The sequence below is a fragment of the Nostoc sp. genome (assembly GCF_036917615.1).
Classification (GTDB): Bacteria; Cyanobacteriota; Cyanobacteriia; order Cyanobacteriales; family Nostocaceae; genus Nostoc.
Genome location: NZ_JBALCZ010000095.1, coordinates 1 through 19,084, shown reverse-complemented (window position 1 = coordinate 19,084; position 19,084 = coordinate 1). Strand labels below are relative to the sequence as shown.

Here is a 19,084-nt window from a genome sequence, read left to right as displayed (position 1 = left end):
GTAATTAAAAATGAATATATGAACAATCAACCGGTGCATGTAGCGATCGCAATTCTCTACCAAAAAAACAAGTTTCTCATGCAACTGCGGGACAACATCCCCGGTATTCTCTACCCTGGTTACTGGGGGCTATTTGGCGGTCATATCGAACCTGGTGAAACGCCAGAGGTAGCAGTGAAGCGAGAAATTTTAGAAGAAATTGGCTACAATTTACCACCCTTTGTTGAATTTGGCTGTTATCCCAACCAAAGAGTTGTCCGTCATGTCTTTCATGCACCACTCTTGGTGGAATTAAATCAACTGGTTTTGAATGAAGGTTGGGACATGGGGTTATTGACCGCAGAAGATATTCACCAAGGTAACTGTTATTCGCAAAACGCTGGCGTTGTGCGACCTTTAGGAGCAATGCATCAGCGAATTATCTTGGATTTTATAGACAAAAAGCAACAGCCCTAAGTATCAAAGTAACGGACGCGATCGCTAATTGTGCGATTACTAAAAAAGCGATCGCCTAGCTCCTATAGGGCATTAACAAAGTGATACACTACACATTGGATACTAGGGTACAAATCCATATCTATGTCCCGAAAAGAGGGAAGCAGGTAACAAATGACGGGTCAGCCTCCCATTCTTCACGAGGCATTCAAGCAGTTTGAGCGCGACAAATTCTCCCTGGTGGCCCAAGGATATGATCAAGCGATGACAACTTTGTTCTTTTCTTGCTCAGTTTTAGGCAGTGTCAAATTCAAGATGCCGACAGTCGTTGGCACAGCCTCTCGTAGAGAAGAGGCTACGCTAACAGATGCCTGCGGCGGTCACTGAGCGGCTGGTGAGCGTACTTATACGCTCGCTTGTCCTGAACGGCTTGCCTTGAGCGTTCGCGCAGCGTCTCGTAGAGAAGCCGACTTGTGCCGAGCGTTCGCGCAGCGTCTCGTAGAGAAGCCGAGGTAAAGGAGTCGTTGGCGCAGCCTCTCGTACAGAAGGGCGCAGTTGAAGTAGTCGAACCATGTCGTACCACTTCTCCTTCTCCTGACGGAGAGGCTGCGCCAACGGAGACGCTAACGCGAACGTGGAAGCAAGCGCAGCGTCTTGTAGAGAAGTGTGGGCTGCGCCAACGGCGGGAAACGACGCGATACACTTTTCGCTGGGTTGGGCTACGCCTACAACTGAGTAACAGCGCTGCATAAATTTTTAAATTACCTCAGTTAAATATATATCTGTTCAAGTTTGTCCTGTTAGATCGCCCGAATGGGTGAGGAACAAATCAACCGTTCAGGTGACCTGAGTGCAGGAAGTTGAGACTGATAAAAAATAAGACTCTATTACTCAAGAATACTAATTGCACTTTACTCTAATTAAAAATAACCCTATGAAATTCTCTACTTTGATAGATTCTGTACTTATTGTTGCTTCTATTGCTTTATTACCTGGAATCGGTGGCGCTCAAACAGCTACTAACAATAGTGGCGAACCTATAGCTATCAACTTTAACAATTTACTCACTCATTCTACAAACGTCAGCTACCTCAAACCCTTTGAAGCTGCATTTCTAGCTTATCAAGGTAATCTAAAAGCACAGGGTATTCCTAGTGGTAGTGCTTTGGTATCTCAATACCAAACAGGAAGCCTGACTGCACTAGATGTAGTTAAGGCTGCTGTCAACGCTAAAAAGTTACCAGCACAAACTTTGAATGATACAGGTTACCTAAACGCTGTCGAGTCGCAGCTGACATCATTCGGTAGTACTAGTAATTTATCTGACTAAATACAGGGTTGCAGAGGTTCGTAACGGATTTATGAAATGCTGTACTATTATCTCGTTGCTTTGACAAGGAAATGCGTCATAAAGGAGGAAAAGCTGCTATCTCCCCCTAATCACCATCCCATTACCAAAAATTACTTTAACCCCTTCAAGCTTGGAGGGGTTTTTAGTTGATGCTAAGGTTGCTGCTTGCTCTAGGGTTGCCCCCTTTCTTTAACACACCTTTTCATATTTATTTTAGAGGAAAGCGGGGGAGGAAGCGCGATCGCCTCATGCACAGTAGTACATTTGAAGCCTAGTGTTTATTTATGAAATGCTTGTATAGCAATACTTTTAGCTAGTCAGCCTCTGGTGTTAAGAACCATCAGATTACCCCGTTACCATCAAAGTGCGTAGGCGTAGCCCGTCCATTGGTGTCAACTTAACATGAAAGCCTAGTCTGATAAGAAGAGTGAAAATTTTTCGATGTACCACCTAGATTTTGATCCCCCCTAACCCCCCTTTTTAAGGGGGGAACTAAAATCGAGTGCCCCCTTTTTAAGGGGGTTGGGGGATCTAAAAGAAGGGGAAATTGAGTGTTTGGGCTTAAGTTGACACCTATGTAGCCCGTCGTACCCCTACTCTTAAGCAAGCGTAGCGGACGCACCAGAAGACATCGCTTTTGCAGTGGCGTTGTCTATCACACTCCTGGAAAAAAGGGTCGGGTAATAAATTATTTACTGTTCTATCAAATTAACGTTGTTAAGTTACTCAGCAGGTGTAGTTCTCACCTCCACACTGTGTTAAATATTGTGGCGCAAAACAGGAGTATAGATACGTTGCAAAAGCTTTCTCCCGAATCTCCTCTATTTGTTTTGTTAATTATTATTAGTTTTCTAGTAGTAACTTTGTCAACTTGGTTAGCATCTAAACCATTTGTTTTAAAACCATTTGGGCTTAATGATATTATCCAGCTACTCACCATACAGTTATTTATTTCTTTGTTATTAGAGCGTTCTTTAGAAGTTTTTATAACTACTTGGCGAGGCCCATTCGTCGAACAGTTAGATATTAGTATTCAGCAAGAAAAGGCTCTAATATTAGAGAAAATAAAAAATATGGAAGTCCAACAGAAACAGTTTCCTTCTTTGGAATCAAATCAAATCAGTGGACTACCGCCTGAAGGAATGAGTTTAGAACAGCAAATCATCCAAAATTTTACACAAAATCAACAAGACTCATTAAAAATCTTCAAGCCACAAATGGATCATATAAATGAAAAAGAGCGCCAAAGAGCAGCCTATAAATCTGATACTCGAACAATTGCTCTATGGACATCCCTTTTATTTGGTCTTTTAATGAGCGCAATAGGTATTCGCTCAATTGAGCCACTTGTAGTTATTGATTTAGATAATCCCATACAATTAATTATTTTCCGTTGTTTAGATGCATTGCTGACAGGAGGTTTAATTGCAGGAGGTAGCGAGGGAATCCATAAGATCATAAAGGTTTTTATCGACTTTATGGAAGCTACATCTAAACAAATCAAAAATCAGGGATCGTCTTGATGAAACAGAGTATTTACCATTCCAAAATACAGGACAATCTTACAAATATCTATGAAAATTATGTTAGTAATATCTATTTTAGATATATAGTGTCATCTTCCCATAAATAATCTTTAATATCTACAAAATTTTGGTTTAAATTGCTCAAACAATCTGCCTCAGATAAAACCTTAATCCCTTCAGTTTCTAACTTACTTTTTTGTTGGCTCACATAACTTATCAAATAGCCTTTAGAGTCTAATATTCTTTGTACCGGATAATTAGCAGCCGAGGTTTTTTTCAGGTATGTAGGAATAGCTCTTAGATAGCTATTATTTACTCCTATGCCTTTGATTATCTGTTTATATGTAACTACTTTCCCACTTGGAATTTTGATGATAAAATTTAGGAATCGTTCATAGGGATTTTCAGATAATGCTGGAAATTTATTAGCTTGAACCTGAAAATTGCTACCAACCTGGATTTTACCTGATTTAATAACTACGCCTAAAATTCCTCTTTTACCTTGGATGCCTTTTAAGGATTCTACCAAGTGGGCTATTCGCTTACACGGTTCGCAGTGAAAAGTTAGACGAATTGCTGCACCACTTTCAAAATTTAGCAAAGTTCCAGGGATAAAATTATCAAATTCTCTACCCTTAACCACAATATTTTCTCGCAATTCTCCTGGGTTAATTGATAAGTCTAAAATATCTTCATACCTAACAATTAAAACTTGCCTGGGACTTATAGGATCGGCATTAATATCTCCTTCTATACCATGACCTAACTTTAAATTTAATGTTTTCAGTTCTACCATCGCAGAATCTGATTTTACCTTGGTGAAAAGATGCATTATTGAGAGAGGCATATTCACTCAGCTGCGTGAGTAATTTCAAATTCAGGAGGTAAAGTCAGGTAAATCATTGGATTTACTAAGAATGAATAGACTCCCATCTCCTCCACGTCCAATTCTTAAGGTTTCATCTAAGTAAGTAATGTCGAGTGTGGCAGTTCTGTCAGTACGATTATTAGCTGGGACAACCTTAAATGGATTGAGTTGGGGAGTATTAATGCCAACAATCTTCTCAATCGATAGGTAGCGTTTGTCAAAATAAACGTTGAGACGTTTGTTCGGTAGAGGCTCTAAATCTTCTTTGGCTGGCTCAAACCTAGCTGTCACTTTGACATATCCCGATATTAGCCCCAGAGAATGTTTAACTTTAGCTAGATTGAAAAACAATTTATTTGCAACATCAATCACTTGATAAACTTTACCCAGCTTTAATCCCAATGGCAGAGAAACTAAAGAACGGATTTCTCTGGCAGTAGAGTATTGCAGTTGCCAAGCTCCCTCCAGCAAATAAGTAGCGTTGAGAAGAGGATAGAGATTGGGATTGAGGCTCTCCAGTTCCATTGTCAATTGTTCAATTTCTTCGGCTAAGGTTTTGTCTAGGTTCAAATCAGTAACGGGAGAGCGAGCGCTGTTGGTTTGAATCTTCTCAAGCTTGGCTCGTAATTTTTCCTTAATTAAAAGTTGATTGTTCAATGGTTGAAGATTTTCCTTTAAATATCCTATTGCTTTAGTTCGATTTTTATGCGCTTACCGCATAAAAGTTGAATTATCTAGATGAGATTAGTCAATGAGTTGTGGGGTGGGAATATGCGTATCGATATCTGCTTGGGATAAAGTGGGGAGCAACCAGTTGCTCTCACCCGCCTTGAATACTTTGGCAGGTTCAACATTGAATTCAATTACACCAGTGGCTGGATTGGTTCTAGCAATAGACTGTGTACCATCGACAAACTTGACGGCGATTGGTTGAGTCAATTCTTGTGGTTGAGTGTTCGGATCTAGAACCACTTGAGAACCTGCGGGTAAGTAAATGCCATCGCAATCCCAATCATCATCTGTGATTGTTCCTGCGCCCAAGAAGTAGAGTTGGGTTGGAGATTTTTTTGGTTTATTCGCATAGACAGCCAACGTCTTTCCAGTTTCATTGCGGCACTGCGCCCGCTTCCTAGCTGTTTCTATGACATTTTTCTGAAACTGCAATTGCGCCAGTCGCTGCTGGAATTGCTCAGGTGTATAGCCAGCTTGCTCAGGTGTATCCTTTACAGTTAAAAGTTGATTGAGCGCCTGAGTTACCTCAGCATAGTCAGCCCCCTTAGTAAAATCCTTGCCTGCCCAAGAAGGTTGAGCAATTACCAGGTTTACCATCAACACGAGAGCAACAATAACAATTTTGAGAAACTGCATATTTTTCTCCTTTTTTTGAAATTAGTGTTCAGGGCCACTGAAACTTTACCAGATTTCAAAACCTTGAAAATTATGACTGGATCAGTAATTTTGTTCGCGATCGCGATCGCGAGCAGCACAAACAATAGCCGTAAGATTAATAGTCCTACAAGCTCTCCCCAATGTCTAAATAACGCTTAAATTTAGGCTGTACTGACGTAAGAGGTGTAAATTGCAATTCCTACTTTGGATAAATTACACTTAGATAAATGTTTGTTACTAGTGTTTGGTGAATTGTCGCGTTGTGTGATGCTGTACAGACTCTTGCAGAATCTCAAGATGATTTACTCCAAAAATATCAACTGACACAAACTGTAGATCGGTTTATGTCCTTAATTCAAGCATTAGATGACTAAAATAATTCGGAATTTGTAATACTCGCCTCCGGCGAGAAGCAAGCTATGTAATTCGTAATAGCCTAAAAACTGATAACTGTTAATTAAATGTCAAACCCTTAACTTAGTTACCGCGATATTGCCGGAAAAACATACATCCACATCGCTACCAGGAATGCGATCGCGTTTGGCATATTCTCCTACATAATAAAAATTATCGCCTTCAATTCGATAGTTCACGGGCAAAGGTTTGGTACAGGCTTGGCAAAACACCACCTCAGGATCTGCTTCTTCTGGTTGTAGATGTGGCAAATTCACATTCCAGAAGCTTCCTGGTTCTAGGGGACGCTTGAATAAGTCCGCTAAAACTTCAGCTGTGAATTTGGCGGCCAGATCCCAATCAAAATTCTGCTTGGCTTTGCGATACTGGGAAATGGCAACTCCGGGAATACCGTGCATTGCGGCTTCTCGCACGGCGGCCACTGTGCCGGAAATGTAGGCATCGACTCCCAAGTTGCCCCCAGCGTTGATACCTGAAAGGACAAATTTGATATCGGCGGGAATTTGTGTTATGGCAATTCTCACACAATCAGCGGGAGTACCTGCGATCGCATACTCAGTTTCAGAACGTCGCTGGAGGTTGATGGCACGAGTCGTAGTAACTTGATGTCCACAGCCAGACTGATGATCAACAGGAGCAGCGATAATAGCATTTCTGCCGTTTACAGCTTTGAGCAGAGCTTGGATACCGGGAGCGTCAATACCGTCGTCGTTAGTTAAAATTATGGTCATGTATATATTATATGGATATAGATTTATAGGACTTACGCATCAGAGATCCCCCAACCCCCTTTTTAAAGCAGGGCTGTTTCATTCCCTAAAGAGCCTTAAAAATCAAGTGTTCTAGCGATTCAAAATTGATTATTTTGTTACCAACGTGCCGAGAAAATGAACAATCTTACTGTTGTTTAAGTGCTTAAAAGTTCATCTACTCGTCACCCTCACTTATAATTTTTCTCGCAAACCATCTTGACAAATCCTGTTTGAGATGGAATGAAACAGCCCTGCTTTTTAAAGGGGCTTTTCAGATACCCTTTTAAAGGGAGCCACTGCGGTCCCCATGCGCTAAAGCGTCTCGTAAAGAAGGGGAGACACCCGCCGTAGGATGCCCGTTCGCGTAGTGTCTCCTTTAGGAGAAGGGCTGTAGGACGATAGCGCAGCCTCTTCGACTTCTCTGTAAGTGGAGCAAGTGACGTGGGTTCGGAGGCAATACGCTTGGTTAAGCTTTTTTCTCTCCTCCTGCAACGCCAGCCTCCCCTGTCTGTTTTAACAGATAAATTTCCTTAACCCAAGCGTATTGGATTAGGGGGAGTGCGCTTCGCGCACGCTACGCGAACGAGGTTTTAGGTTTTGAGTGCGTAAGCCCTGATTTAGCTAAAATATCAGAAAAATGCAGATATCATCCATCAATGGATACAGCAGGAAAAGCTATTTGCAGATATGAAAAATATTCTTGGTTCTGCCAAAAGTATTGAGCATACGATATGATTTCTAGATGGTTTGCAAATTTCGCCCTAAGCATTTGGGTTAATTTCCCAAATGGGCGGTATTTTTTGTCACTTGCAAGAGTGTTAGCTTCAGGTTAATGCTTGCAGCCGCTTTCAGAACAAGTTTGTGCAGTCAAAAAATCCCGTACAATATATATCTGGTAGCAGTAGCGGATACTTCATACTGGAGAAAACCGGGAACGAGGTGATTTTTACAGTAGACATCTCCAGAAAAGAATGTAGAGACGCGAAATTTCGCGTCTCTACAAGGGTTTGAGTGAACGCATAATTAATTTTCGGAGATGTCTAGTGGTTCTGTAGTATTTTTGGTGCAAGTCTGTCTTAGGATTCACACGATGAAACAGCTCCTCAAACAAGTATTTAGCAGTCAAAAACACCTGATCCGGCTAATTCTACCTTTGGTGACGGTTATATTAGCAGCTTCGCTGTTTGCCACACCTGCTTTAGCCACAGGTGTGTATCAAATACCTAACCTCACAGCAGGGAATAACACATGGGTTTTAGATCAAGGTGAAGTCATCAGCCGTCTGAATGAAGGTAAGATTAGCAGTGCTTTCGAGGATTTGGCAAAGCAAACAAAGAAGGAAGTCAGAATTGTTACTGTTCGCCGCTTTGACTACGGTGAAACACCGGAAAGCTTTACCAAAGAGCTGTTTGAAAAATGGTTTCCCACAAAATCAGCCCAAGCTAATCAAACTTTATTGCTTATTGATACGGTTACCAATGGTACTGCCATTATTACCGGGGATCAAGTCAAGCCTTTACTCGCTGACTCTATTGCCGAGAGTGTAGCTAATGAAACCGTAAGTGTGCCGTTACGCAATGGTAACAAATACAATCAGGCATTTCTAGATGCAAGCGATCGCCTTGTCGCCGTCCTCTCCGGCAAAGCCGATCCAGGTCCACCCCAAGTCACTGACAATGTACAGGTAGAAGGCACCTTCAAGAAAGCAGAAGAAACCGACCAAGGTAACGCTACTGCTTGGGTAGTAGGATTGTTAATTGCCGCCACCGTTATCCCAATGGCGACTTACTACATCTATCAGATAAATCAGCCATCATCTTGATGGGTAATGAGAGAGTTAATAGTTAGGAGTTAGGAATTTTTAACTCTTAACTTTTAACTCCTCACTTCTAACTTTAATCTTGAACATACTCTTGCTCTGTGACTAAAGCCACCTCAGCCCGAACAAATTCTCGGCCCAAATAAGCTGTATGATTTAATTGAGTTACAGGAGGGGGCTGAGTTTCTTCAAAAATCTTTATGCAAAGTTCTTTCGCCGTCCTCCCACTAAAAACCGTCGTGTAAGTTCGTTCTACCTTTTCTCGCGCCGGAATTACCTTTCCCGTTTCTGGATCGACAGCTAAACCACGCTCATCAATCACATTTGTAAAATGCTTGGCATAAATTAACCCTGCGTCTCGATCCAAGTAAATAATGAAATATCCACCGGGATCAAGGTCAATATGACGCTGGGAAAGTTTATCATCAATTGCTGCTAAATCTTCAACTATTAAATCCATAAGCATTATAAAAAGGAAATTTCTTTCTTCAGGGTTTTTACACTCTATATCAAGTGTAATTCCTATCTTCCTTAGTCTTCTTGATATCTTTCAGATATTTTTGATTCCTTTTGCTTAAAAGCAAATTAGAGAATGGGCAGTGGCAATGCGCCAACAGTTTAATTTCACGATTTTGAAAACAAGGAAAGTAAGCATCTGTTTGCCGAGTAAAGTTTAATTATTCGGCAAACTCTGCTACGAAAATAGTTCCTTTTCCTCAACCATTTTTCTCACTAAATGGCAACTCTGCATTAATCGCCTCAATCTGCTGCTGTTCGAGTTGATTCACTTCCGTAATATAGGGACGGATAATTTGCCCTAAACGATTATTGTAAAAGCGGTGCAGGCTGTGATTGGGCATAGCGGGGAAACCGCGCCGTTTTTTGTGACGCCCACCCGCACCAGGGTCAAAAATTTGGATACCGTTAGCGATCGCCCACTCTATCGGCGCATAATAGCAAGCATCAAAATGTAAGCAATCTATTTCTTGGAAACTCCCCCAATAGCGTCCATAGAGTTTGTCACCTTTAAACAAACAAAAGGACATTCCTAAAGGATGAGAGTTATCTTGCTCGCTATATGCAGCAATAAACAACACTCGATGGCGATAATCGGTGTTTAGCTGCTCAAAAAACCGCCGTGTGAGATACTTGCTACCCCACCAGCCAAACTTATCACAGGTGTCAGCATAGAACTGGTGCATCAAAGGAAATAAAGACTGAGGAATTTGATCACCAGTCAACGCTTGCAATCGTAAACCTGCTTTCTCCACAGCTTTGCGTTCCCGCTTGATATTGCGGCGCTGATTAGCGTTAAACACTTTCAAGTAGTCATCAAAAGTTTTAAACCCAGCATTTTCCCAGACGTAGCTGTGGTGCAGCCATGTTGTAAAGCCATGCCGTTCCAGCATCGGACGCCATTGGGGATCAACGTAAAGAAAATGACAGCCAGAAATCCGATTTTTGGAGCAAAAAGTGTCAATTTCATGCACCATCATCGCTGTGATTTCATCCTCATCTTCTCCTGGGGCGATTAAGAACCGATAACCTTCAGCGGGAGTAAATGGTGTCATTCCCAGCAATTTTGGGTAATACTGGACTCCGATGCGATCGGCTAACTCTGCCCATTGGTGATCGAAAATAAATTCACCAGAACTATGTCCTTTGAGATAAAGTGGCGCAGCCGCAATCAGCGTTTTATCTCGCCACAATGTCAAGTGATTTGGCAACCAACCAGTTTTAGCCGTAGCACTATGGGAGGTTTCGATATTGTTTAGCCACTCCCATTCTAAAAACGGCGTTTTGAGTGGCATTGCCAAAGCATTCCAGGCATTTTGGGGTACTTCGGCGATTTTGTTTGTCCAAACGACAGAATAGCGAGGCTTTAGTTGTTCCACCATCGTGTGGTTTTATTTTAGGGGAGTAAGGAGTGGGGATCAGTAAGAGGCAGGGGGGCAGGCGAGGGAAATTAATGCCCAATAACTTTACTTAGCGTAATCTAATCTGCTGATCGTTGCAGGCGATAGTGCAAAAACACTTCTTGCTCAACTGTATGAACTTCTAGAAGTTGTAACTTGGGAGCTAAATCGGATAAAAATCCTTTTCCTTCGACGGGTGTGGGTGCGGTATTACCACCTAAAATCAGTGGACAGACAGTCAGCCATAATTCATCAATTAAATCTAATCCCACTAAGGAGGCGACTAATTCACCTCCACCCAAGACCACCAAGCGTGTTATATGTAGAGTGGCTAGATGCTTCAAAGCTGCGGGAATATCAATTTCTCGCGTTGGTGTTTCAAAAACCAGAATCTGCTCAAATTCTGGAGGGCACTCCTGTGCTCCGGTTCCCAAAGTTGAGGGAAGCGTCCGTAAACGTCCTTTCCATGAAAGTGCTCCCGCTGTTGTCGTGAGTAGCCAGCGTTTAACTGGTTGCTTAAAAAAGTGAATTTCCGGATTGAGGTTTGCAGAGTGTGTAATCACTATATAAACTGGCTGCGGAGGCTTTCCTGCTTGCGCCCGATGTTGCACTAGAGTTGGATCTGTTACGGTTAGTGTTGTTCCGTAGGCAGCCAAAGTACCAGCACCGAATAAAACGACATCAGCGGCAGCAATTTGTTTTTCTAAGTGTGCTTTATCAACCCTTGAGCCAAACCGAGCAGGCGATCGCCTAAAATCTGCTATTTTGCCATCTGCACTCATTGCTAAAACAACTGTAGTATGAGGACGATGTTGCAACATTAGATTGATTTGATAGTTTGAATATTTTCTTTGCTAGTATGTAGATTCTTAAAAAAATCCATGCCTGCAAGCTACTCTTTCACAATTTCACCACTGTTTTCATATGCAATACAAATCGCTTTTAGGTCTAGCATATATGAGTTTTGGTATACCAGGTTTCTTTTTGAATTATAGCAATTTGTTATTTTTAAACATTGAAAAGAAAATTCTGATAATTTAATAAAATGTCTCATCTAGCTCGTCTAATTGCATATTCTTTGCTGTTGTGGTTTGCAGATGCAAAGTGAGACACTCGATGACTAATTACCGTCAATCTTCCTTTCGTCGAATTTTAGTAACGAGAATATTGCTTCTGTTCGTCCCAGTTTTACTCATAGGCGAGATTGTTGCCTTAAATAAGGCACGTTCTAGCATATTGGGAACCGCACGTCAAAATTTAACAGAAAGCGCCATCAATAAAGGGCAGAGAATTGGAGATGCGATCGCTATCTTAAAAGCTAATTTGCTGAGTGTAAGTAAAACAACGGTGATTCCGTCGGGTTCGCCTATACAAGAGCAAGAAATTCTCACGCAGTTAAGGCAACAACTTCCAGCCACTATTGAGTGCATCCAATTAACGAATCTGCTAAACCAGAAAATAATTGCCAGTAGCTGTGGAGATCAAGCAATTGGAGAATTGAGATTACCTTTGCCTAGTGACGGAATTGATGTCAAAGCAATCTTTCCACCAAAGGCAGGAATAACTGGAAAAAGAAACACACAAAATCAACTGCAATTAGTGTTATCTGCACCAGTTTCCGATAGGCGAAGAAATTTAGTTTACAGCTTAAGTATTCAGTCTGCATTGTACCAACAAACCAGAAATCAGCCGGGATCGCTCACAGGCGCTATGGTAGTGATTGCTGAAGACGGCACAATTTTGGCGCACCCATTCACAGACTGGGTGGGAACTAATATTAATCAGCACCCAAATGCTTCCCAACTCAAGAGCATAATTAAAAATGCAATTGCGAGAGGAAATGATTCGATAAATTTGTCTTTTACACAGGGTAAAGAATCAGTAGCTGGCTATACAGCTATTGCAAATCCACTCACCCAACAGCCGCAGCAAAAATGGATAGTTTTAGCTGTTACTAGTGTCGATAATGCGCTTTTTGGTTTAGAGGAAATCAAACTAATTCTGATTGTTTTGACAGTTGGTTTGATTGGTGCAAGTTTGTTAGCATCCCTATATCTAGCTCCTTACTTGGCACGTCCTGTAGAAGAATTGCGAGACTACGCTCTTAATATTCACTCTCACCACGCCGCACAACCAGTTCCGCACAATTTTCAAATCAGGGAATTCAATCAACTAGCCCAAGCATTAGACCAAATGGTAGAACGGCTCAAAGCTGGCGCAGAAGAACTGGAAAGAGCTTGGAAAGAAGCAAAAACCGCTAACCAAATTAAAAGCCAGTTTTTGGCTACAACTTCCCATGAATTGAGAAACCCATTAAATATTATTATTAACTGTATTCGCCTGGTTGAAGATGGCTTATGTGATGACCGAGAAGAAGAAATGGAGTTCCTCAAACGTGCCGATGAAACAACGATTCACTTGCTAGGTATTATTAATGATTTACTCGACATTTCTAAAATCGAAGCAGGTAAGCTTTCAGTAGTCATGATCCCGATTGACCTCCGACAAGTATTGTTAGAGGTAATTAATTTACAATCAGTTAATGTTCAACAAAAAGGCTTGCAGTTGAAATGTGAGTTAGATCCTGAACTGATACCAATTAAGGCAGACGCAGCAAAACTGAAGCAGGTGCTGATTAATGTTATCGGCAACGCCACTAAGTTCACCGACATAGGAAGCATCACCGTTTCTACTGAAATTGAATATAGTAATGGTAAATCTCAGGTGGTAGTCGCTGTCAAAGATACAGGTATAGGCATTGATCCAACTCAACAGCACAAACTATTTCGCCCCTTTGTGATGGTGAATGGCACAACCACGCGCCAGTTTGAAGGTACCGGACTAGGACTAGCAATTTCACGAAACTTAATCGAACTCATGGGAGGGAGCATTACTCTTGAGAGTGCGGGACTTCATCAAGGTACGACACTGAAGGTTACCTTACCTTTGATTGATATCTCACTGTTACCTGTTACAAAGAAAGAAGAAAATTTAGGGGTTGTTGGATTTTCCTCCGGGAATAAGGGAGTAAAGGTAAGCCGCCCCCCAAGCCTACAGGAGTCTGGGGGAAGTCTCTCTTTGGGGATCAAGAATTCTGTGAAAGCAGTTGTAGATAAAGAGAAGCCGATGAAGTTTCAGGTGTTACTTGGGAAGGAGACTTACGAGATTAGCCTTTCGCCGCAGCAAACTATTGTGGTAAGTCTTCCAAAAGGAGAAGTTTATGCGAATGGGGCTTCTGAAAGGTAATCCCTGCTACACTCTAATTCAAAATAAAGAAATTTGGCGTTGCTGAATACTGGTATGAATCGTTGATGTAGAGACTAGCCCTGTCAAGGTGTCATTCTAGCCAGATCATATGCCATTCGATCAAGTGCAGAGGGTATAGTAAATGCTGGGTGCAATATATCAAACAGAGTCTAATTAGTGTAATGGTTCGAGGGCTGATGCAAAGAGTATTCGCGCTCTTATACAATCAACCAGATATTTTAAAAAACGCTTCAGTTCATGTTCGCTTGATTACTTATTAAATCTGGAAAACCCGACCCCGCGAAAGCTACACTTTATCTCCCCTTCGCGCCTGCGGGGAGGGGATTACAATAATTGCTCGACTAGCGCGATCGCCTTTTAAATCTTCATTTATCTACGTATAAATACTAAATTTCTTACTATGTTTACACGAGAAACTTTATGTGTTATAAAACTTTACGTAAATCTATTAAAAAGATGCGATTTTTCTCAGGCCGTTATGCTTTATACTTTGCATTAGAAGATTTAGACAATCATTTTTAGTCCAATAATCGACGTTAACCTTCGCCCTGTCTACTAAAGACTGCTTGCTATATAAGTAATACACGCATTGTTGAAAAAAAATAAATGTTAAGTCTTCTTTAATTCTTGACCAGGTATACTTAGCTATCGTCGAAATAACTCTGTTTTTAACACAAAACAACTTAAGTAATTTTGCTAGTGAGCTTGATTTTGGTCAAAAGATGGCGATCGCTTTTGGCGAGGGGGCTAATGTTGACTCATTGAGAACGGCATGGTCAGCAAATGATTTCAGTAATTTTCCTGAGATAGAGGTTCGCCATGCAGCAGATATCAATGGAGCTAATGGGGCTTTTGCGGCGGCTACGAATAAGATTTATTTCTCACAGGAGTTTATTACAAATCATCAAGGATATGTGGGGGCGATCGCAAGTGTACTGCTAGAAGAATTTGGTCACTCAGTTGACTCTATAATCAATAGTACTGGCGCACCAGGTGATGAGGGAGCTATTTTTGCTGCTTTAGCTCAGGCTCAACTGATGCTGTAAGGGCTGGAGTTATCCCACTTACAGACATACTATTTTCTGACCCCTTAAGGCAAAAGATTACAGATATGGGATCTGATGAGTTTTCCTTGGCTTGGAAGGATACGGATGGTAATAGCACTGGTGACTTCAAGGATCTAGTGGTAAAAGTTCAGTCCACCAATGATTCATTACCTCTGGATACAAATCTGCAAGGACAACCACAAGGAGAAGTTATTGATTTGCAGGATATCAAAAGTCAGGTAAAAGCTGATTTTGTGGTCAACAGAAAAGCAGCTTTCAATAATTTCATCGGCTTTTATCAAGTAACTGATGAGAATGGTGGCATTGATACTAATGGAGATGGCAAAGCCGATATTCTCATCGGACAAGCTGGTTATACTGAAGCCGCCATTCGTGGGCGTGTCGCAGGCATTGACTTAACAGTTAATAACCAAGATGCGGCAACTTACACAGGAACTTTTCAGCCTGGTTCTATCTTTGCACCATTTATTATTGCCAATGGTAGCCCTGATGCTTTACTTGATAACAATCCAAATAACGATCCAGCAGTTTACTTCGCATTCTTGGGAGCTAACGCTGATAAAGTAGATCACATTCGCTTATTAGGCAGTAACATCTTTAGCTTTGAGGATTTAGCAAGTGGTGGTGACAAAGATTTCAATGATGTGATCGTGAAAGTCAATCTGAGTCTTGCCTAATCTAAATTGTTAAACATCACCCACACTCCATTTGTGCATTGGTTTCAAGTTCAGGTGGGGGATAAGGCAGCTCCTCTGTATTAACTTCACCTGAAAGCCATATCGCTCAACAGCAATACTCTGCACTTTTCTACTTGCGATCGCATAGCATTATTATCAGGCTATTTGTCACCTTGACAGGGCTAATGTAGAGACGTAAAATTTTACGTCTCTACATATGTTTTGGTTGCTTTCATACATCAAATCAGCAAAGCCATAAATTGTAATTCTCTCTTGAGAATTACAGTTGAGAACAGTTATTAAGAAAAACAGGTTTGCCGCCTTGCTCAAGAGATACTGTTAGTGCAGCAAGAATTTCTACTAACTGTGTGCCTACCCAGCCAGAGGAAACCTCTGAGGGAGTATTGTTGAGGATAGAGACAACAAAGCCGGAGCAAACTCGCCCCAATGGTTCCCCTGGCTCTAATTCCAGCACTGCCTGCCTTTGATTTACCGGAATAAATTGATTGCCCTGCTGTTCAAACTCCCCATGTAGCAGCGTTAGAGGTGACGATCGCGACATTTCATCAAAAATCAAACTACCAAGGCTACCTACAATCGCCAGCCGTCGCTGCTTATCAGTATTCAGCCAGCATAAATGAATATAAGCTTGAAAGCCATCTGGGTATGTCAGTGTTAGCCATACTAGATCAGCTAAACCTTGGGATGGAGAGTGGGTAATTTCCCTATTGGCTTGCCCCTGTAGCCACACTGTACCCGTTGCTTGTACTTTCACAGGGATCTGACCCAGCCAAGCGTTAAAGATAGCAATATCGTGAATAGCTAAGTCCCACAGCGCATCAACATCTTGCCGGACAGGCCCTAAATGGGTACGTGTCGCATAGCCATAGCGCAAATCACCTAATTTACCCGCTTGTACTACAGTTTGCCCTTCCTCAACTGCTGGGTGAAATAAATAAGTATGGTCAACCATGAGTATTAAATGACGCTGTTCTGCCAACTGGCAAAGTTCCCGACATTCTGCTGGGTCGAGAGTTAGGGGTTTTTCTGCCAAAACATGGTATCCCTGTTGGAGAGCGTCTTTAATTAAAGCATAGTGAGTGGTAGCTGGAGTTGCGATCGCCACCCCTGTCAACCCTGGCACTTTCTTTAAATCTTGCCACTCGGTTGTTAATAATACATTCTCATCTAACTTAAACTGCTGCTTTATCGCCGCTAATCGTTCTGGATGAGGGTCTACTACAGCAACTACATTTACTTGGGGATCTGCTAAGAAATTCCGCAACAGATGCACTCCCCAACGCCCAACTCCGATAACAGCAATTTTAATTTGGTTTGTCATTAGTTATTTGTCATTAGTCATTAGTCATTAGTCATTGGTCATTGGTCATTAGTCAAACAATAAATAACTAATGACAGACAACTAACTGATTATCAGTTTATTTATAATCTTTTGAGTTCAGGGTTTTTGCGGATTAGTAATTGCTAAAAAAGCTACCTTAGCTGCGGCTTGTTCAGCGGTTTTGATCGAGCGTCCCTTACCAACTCCTAGCATGTTTCCGTGCAGCCACACTTCAGCTAAGAAACGTTCTTGATTGCGGTGCGGTTGACTGATTTCCACAACCCGATACTCTGGTAAAACTTTAAATTGTGCCTGAGTCCATTCTTGGAGAGCAGCTTTGTAATTAAGTCTGGCAGGATCAAGGCGAATTTCTGTGGTTAGTTCTTGGAAGTGGGGATCTAACCAAGAGCGGATCAGTTCCAGATTTTGAGTGCTTAAGTAAAGCGCACCCAGAACTGCTTCAAAAGCATCTGCCAGTCGTGACTCTTGACCAACTTTATCAGCAGTAGCACTGCCAGCGACTAGTAAGTATAACTCCAAACCATAAACTCTCGCCAATTGGGCGAGGATGCGATCGCTCACCAACACCGAACGAATTGCCGCAAAATCCCCTACTGGACAATCAGGATAATTTTCCCATAACACAACAGCCGACACTAGCCGCACCACTGCATCGCCAACAAATTCCAGCTGTTCATAATTTGCCGACTCAGAGACAGTAGGATGAGTTAGCGCTAAATCCAACAGTTCCCACTTTATAGGTGCTTCTGTTGACAGACCAAATTTTTGGATTAAACTTTCGAGTTGCCGTTGACGGCGTGGATAAGCAAGAGGCATTACATGACACAGGGGAAAAGGGCAGGGGTAGGGGGCTGGGGAGGCAACTAGCTATCTATCTTATATCTCTAAAGTTCTTGGACTATTACTTTAGCAACTTTTTGCTACTTCTCTCTATCTAGCTTCTCTTGGATAGCTTGGCGACAAAATTCAGGAGGGTCGTCTTTAGCTTTTACTTCTTCCTTCATTTCCTTGGTGACACGAAAATTCAATTGTTCGGTTAATTCTTTGCTTGGTTGGTTTCCAAAGTTTTCAGGTTTACCCTTAGCTTTAGCCATTTATATAGAAACGTAAATATAGCTTGAAGTCGATGTTAACAACGGAATAAAGTTTTATATCGGTGGTGTTCGTGTCTTGCAAACTAGTTCACCACCGATTCCCACTTTTACAAGAGGTAACTCTATTTTATGTTTACACGCACAGAATTAGAAGTTAAAAGCTCGAGAGCATTATGCAATTTATGTCTGATACAGTACGGCATCCAAGCAATAGGGAACCCTGCTGATAAGGCATCCTACATTAATGCACTCCTGACCTTCCCTGTTGTAGCCTGTAAGCAAGTGTTAGAGAATAAAGGATTCAAGTCTCCTATGCTCTCTCAAGTACAAGCGTTAGAAGCAACGCTAGAGGCTATGGGAACACCTACACCAGAACAGCCAGCATTGCTCAAGGTGACGATGGAGGGTTCAACAACAGCACCTAAAAAGCTAACAATTACTTACTTTTGCTCACTTTCTTTGACAAGTTACGAATTAACTCACGCAGTACATCGGTTTTAGTCCTTGATGTCTGCTGACAGTACGCTTCAAGTATTTCCATTTCATGTCCTGGAACTCTTATATTTAGCTGTTTTTCGGATTCCATTTGGTAGCATATTGCTATACAATAGTTATATGCTACTAGGATTTAAGACACAAGTGCGATTCGTTGGCAAGAAACCAGAAGAAATTTCTTTTGGGAGGATTTGCCGCTAGGTGCGAACCTAGACAACTAAATGACCATATACCAATTTGAAATAAGAATGCGACAGATGTATGGGTAGGGGCATACGGCTATCATTGGTCTCAACTTAACGTAAAAGCCTAGTCTGATAAGAAGAGTAAAAATTTTTCGATGTATCAGCTAGATTTTGATCCCCCCTAACCCCCCTTTTTAAGGGCAGGGTGGTTTCATACAAGCAGAGAAAAAACTAAAACTGGGTTTCAAAGCCTCTCGACCTTTCGGGCAGAGGAATGGAAGCGGGGTAAAAAGCCATGTCACAAAACGAGAATCAAGACTTATGTATTTATTCTTTTTTCGTATGAAACCACCCTGCTAACCCCCCTTTTTAACTGGAGTTTAGACTAAGCCATGCAAAAAGACCCAGCAGGGCTGAGTGAATCAGAGACTTAGCAAAAGTATGAACAATCTTTGATATTAAACAG

General features: G+C 41.7%; 19 protein-coding genes and 1 pseudogene. 10 read left to right on the top strand and 10 right to left on the bottom strand.

Translation table 11 applies throughout. The annotated features are described in order from the left end of the window. The first annotated feature begins 18 nt into the window (after positions 1-18). From V7K85_RS36225 to V7K85_RS36205, 5 genes are all read left to right on the top strand, one after another. Positions 19-456 carry an NUDIX hydrolase gene (locus V7K85_RS36225; protein ID WP_334821550.1) on the top strand — a complete coding sequence of 146 codons (438 nt, stop codon included), beginning with the start codon at positions 19-21 and terminating at the stop codon, positions 454-456. Positions 457-609: 153 nt separating this feature from the next. Further along, positions 610-822 (top strand): hypothetical protein, encoded by a 213-nt coding sequence (locus V7K85_RS36220; protein WP_334821548.1) that lies wholly within the window; start codon positions 610-612, stop codon positions 820-822. 86 nt (positions 823-908) lie between these two features. Further along, positions 909-1,187, top strand: a complete 279-nt coding sequence (locus tag V7K85_RS36215; protein ID WP_334821546.1) for a hypothetical protein — start codon at positions 909-911, stop codon at positions 1,185-1,187. Between the two features lie 182 nt (positions 1,188-1,369). Next, entirely contained in the window at positions 1,370-1,765 is a 396-nt protein-coding gene (locus V7K85_RS36210; RefSeq protein ID WP_334821544.1) for a hypothetical protein, read from the top strand. A 776-nt stretch (positions 1,766-2,541) separates the two neighbouring features. Further along, complete coding sequence (locus tag V7K85_RS36205) at positions 2,542-3,309, top strand: hypothetical protein (protein ID WP_334821542.1); 768 nt, start codon at positions 2,542-2,544, stop codon at positions 3,307-3,309. Positions 3,310-3,382: 73 nt separating this feature from the next. Here V7K85_RS36205 and V7K85_RS36200 read toward each other — a convergent pair whose 3' ends face one another. The 4 genes from V7K85_RS36200 to surE form a co-directional block, all read right to left on the bottom strand. After that, entirely contained in the window at positions 3,383-4,108 is a 726-nt protein-coding gene (locus V7K85_RS36200; protein WP_334821540.1) for an MGMT family protein, read from the bottom strand. 81 nt (positions 4,109-4,189) lie between these two features. After that, positions 4,190-4,837: a PAP/fibrillin family protein gene (locus V7K85_RS36195; RefSeq protein WP_334821538.1), complete on the bottom strand. Its 648-nt coding sequence runs from the start codon at positions 4,835-4,837 to the stop codon at positions 4,190-4,192. 87 nt (positions 4,838-4,924) lie between these two features. Continuing rightward, positions 4,925-5,548, bottom strand: a complete 624-nt coding sequence (locus tag V7K85_RS36190) for a hypothetical protein (protein ID WP_334821536.1) — start codon at positions 5,546-5,548, stop codon at positions 4,925-4,927. A 485-nt stretch (positions 5,549-6,033) separates the two neighbouring features. Beyond that, complete coding sequence (gene surE, locus V7K85_RS36185; protein WP_334821534.1) at positions 6,034-6,714, bottom strand: 5'/3'-nucleotidase SurE; 681 nt, start codon at positions 6,712-6,714, stop codon at positions 6,034-6,036. Positions 6,715-7,825: 1,111 nt separating this feature from the next. On the opposite strand from surE, the gene psb32 reads away from it, so the two are divergent. Beyond that, positions 7,826-8,557 carry a photosystem II repair protein Psb32 gene (gene psb32, locus V7K85_RS36180; protein ID WP_334821532.1) on the top strand — a complete coding sequence of 244 codons (732 nt, stop codon included), beginning with the start codon at positions 7,826-7,828 and terminating at the stop codon, positions 8,555-8,557. A 73-nt stretch (positions 8,558-8,630) separates the two neighbouring features. On the opposite strand, the gene V7K85_RS36175 is transcribed toward psb32, so the two are convergent. The 3 genes from V7K85_RS36175 to V7K85_RS36165 all read right to left on the bottom strand — a co-directional run bounded on the left by V7K85_RS36175 (position 8,631) and on the right by V7K85_RS36165 (position 11,291). After that, the gene (locus V7K85_RS36175) at positions 8,631-9,014 is read right to left on the bottom strand and encodes a DUF4346 domain-containing protein (protein ID WP_334821530.1); all 384 of its coding nucleotides are present in this window, start codon (positions 9,012-9,014) and stop codon (positions 8,631-8,633) included. Positions 9,015-9,270: 256 nt separating this feature from the next. Further along, entirely contained in the window at positions 9,271-10,452 is a 1,182-nt protein-coding gene (locus tag V7K85_RS36170; protein ID WP_334821528.1) for a GNAT family N-acetyltransferase, read from the bottom strand. A gap of 98 nt (positions 10,453-10,550) precedes the next feature. Next, on the bottom strand, positions 10,551-11,291 hold the full coding sequence (locus tag V7K85_RS36165; RefSeq protein ID WP_334821526.1) for a RibD family protein: 741 nt from the start codon (positions 11,289-11,291) through the stop codon (positions 10,551-10,553). A 295-nt stretch (positions 11,292-11,586) separates the two neighbouring features. On the opposite strand from V7K85_RS36165, the gene V7K85_RS36160 reads away from it, so the two are divergent. The 3 genes and pseudogenes from V7K85_RS36160 to V7K85_RS36150 all read left to right on the top strand — a co-directional run. Beyond that, entirely contained in the window at positions 11,587-13,716 is a 2,130-nt protein-coding gene (locus tag V7K85_RS36160; RefSeq protein WP_334821524.1) for an ATP-binding protein, read from the top strand. A gap of 743 nt (positions 13,717-14,459) precedes the next feature. Beyond that, complete coding sequence (locus V7K85_RS36155) at positions 14,460-14,783, top strand: hypothetical protein (protein WP_334821522.1); 324 nt, start codon at positions 14,460-14,462, stop codon at positions 14,781-14,783. Further along, positions 14,747-15,481: pseudogene (locus V7K85_RS36150) on the top strand (DUF4114 domain-containing protein); the annotation flags it as partial. The gene V7K85_RS36155 and the pseudogene V7K85_RS36150, both read left to right, overlap by 37 nt. Positions 15,482-15,761: 280 nt before the next feature. Here V7K85_RS36150 and V7K85_RS36145 read toward each other — a convergent pair. The 3 genes from V7K85_RS36145 to V7K85_RS36135 all read right to left on the bottom strand — a co-directional run bounded on the left by V7K85_RS36145 (position 15,762) and on the right by V7K85_RS36135 (position 17,938). Next, the gene (locus V7K85_RS36145) at positions 15,762-16,823 is read right to left on the bottom strand and encodes a Gfo/Idh/MocA family protein (protein ID WP_334821520.1); all 1,062 of its coding nucleotides are present in this window, start codon (positions 16,821-16,823) and stop codon (positions 15,762-15,764) included. Positions 16,824-16,940: 117 nt separating this feature from the next. Further along, a complete protein-coding gene (gene rnc / locus V7K85_RS36140) occupies positions 16,941-17,660 on the bottom strand; it encodes a ribonuclease III (RefSeq protein WP_334821518.1) in 720 nt (239 codons plus the stop codon). Between the two features lie 104 nt (positions 17,661-17,764). Next, positions 17,765-17,938 (bottom strand): hypothetical protein, encoded by a 174-nt coding sequence (locus V7K85_RS36135; protein WP_273765553.1) that lies wholly within the window; start codon positions 17,936-17,938, stop codon positions 17,765-17,767. Between the two features lie 129 nt (positions 17,939-18,067). Here V7K85_RS36135 and V7K85_RS36130 point away from each other — a divergent pair, with 129 nt between their 5' ends. Continuing rightward, positions 18,068-18,439 (top strand): hypothetical protein, encoded by a 372-nt coding sequence (locus V7K85_RS36130; protein ID WP_334821515.1) that lies wholly within the window; start codon positions 18,068-18,070, stop codon positions 18,437-18,439. The last annotated feature ends 645 nt before the right edge of the window (positions 18,440-19,084 follow it).

Bases quoted from the DNA above. Each gene is read 5' to 3' on its own strand.
- V7K85_RS36225 (WP_334821550.1), top strand. From the start codon at position 19: ATGAACAATCAACCGGTGCATGTAGCGATCGCAATTCTCTACCAAAAA.
- surE (WP_334821534.1), bottom strand. From the start codon at position 6,714: ATGACCATAATTTTAACTAACGACGACGGTATTGACGCTCCCGGTATC.
- V7K85_RS36130 (WP_334821515.1), top strand. From the start codon at position 18,068: ATGTTTACACGCACAGAATTAGAAGTTAAAAGCTCGAGAGCATTATGC.
- rnc (WP_334821518.1), bottom strand. From the start codon at position 17,660: ATGCCTCTTGCTTATCCACGCCGTCAACGGCAACTCGAAAGTTTAATC.
- V7K85_RS36170 (WP_334821528.1), bottom strand. From the start codon at position 10,452: ATGGTGGAACAACTAAAGCCTCGCTATTCTGTCGTTTGGACAAACAAA.
- V7K85_RS36155 (WP_334821522.1), top strand. From the start codon at position 14,460: ATGGCGATCGCTTTTGGCGAGGGGGCTAATGTTGACTCATTGAGAACG.
- psb32 (WP_334821532.1), top strand. From the start codon at position 7,826: ATGAAACAGCTCCTCAAACAAGTATTTAGCAGTCAAAAACACCTGATC.
- V7K85_RS36190 (WP_334821536.1), bottom strand. From the start codon at position 5,548: ATGCAGTTTCTCAAAATTGTTATTGTTGCTCTCGTGTTGATGGTAAAC.
- V7K85_RS36160 (WP_334821524.1), top strand. From the start codon at position 11,587: ATGACTAATTACCGTCAATCTTCCTTTCGTCGAATTTTAGTAACGAGA.
- V7K85_RS36175 (WP_334821530.1), bottom strand. From the start codon at position 9,014: ATGGATTTAATAGTTGAAGATTTAGCAGCAATTGATGATAAACTTTCC.
- V7K85_RS36210 (WP_334821544.1), top strand. From the start codon at position 1,370: ATGAAATTCTCTACTTTGATAGATTCTGTACTTATTGTTGCTTCTATT.
- V7K85_RS36220 (WP_334821548.1), top strand. From the start codon at position 610: ATGACGGGTCAGCCTCCCATTCTTCACGAGGCATTCAAGCAGTTTGAG.
- V7K85_RS36145 (WP_334821520.1), bottom strand. From the start codon at position 16,823: ATGACAAACCAAATTAAAATTGCTGTTATCGGAGTTGGGCGTTGGGGA.
- V7K85_RS36135 (WP_273765553.1), bottom strand. From the start codon at position 17,938: ATGGCTAAAGCTAAGGGTAAACCTGAAAACTTTGGAAACCAACCAAGC.
- V7K85_RS36165 (WP_334821526.1), bottom strand. From the start codon at position 11,291: ATGTTGCAACATCGTCCTCATACTACAGTTGTTTTAGCAATGAGTGCA.
- V7K85_RS36200 (WP_334821540.1), bottom strand. From the start codon at position 4,108: ATGGTAGAACTGAAAACATTAAATTTAAAGTTAGGTCATGGTATAGAA.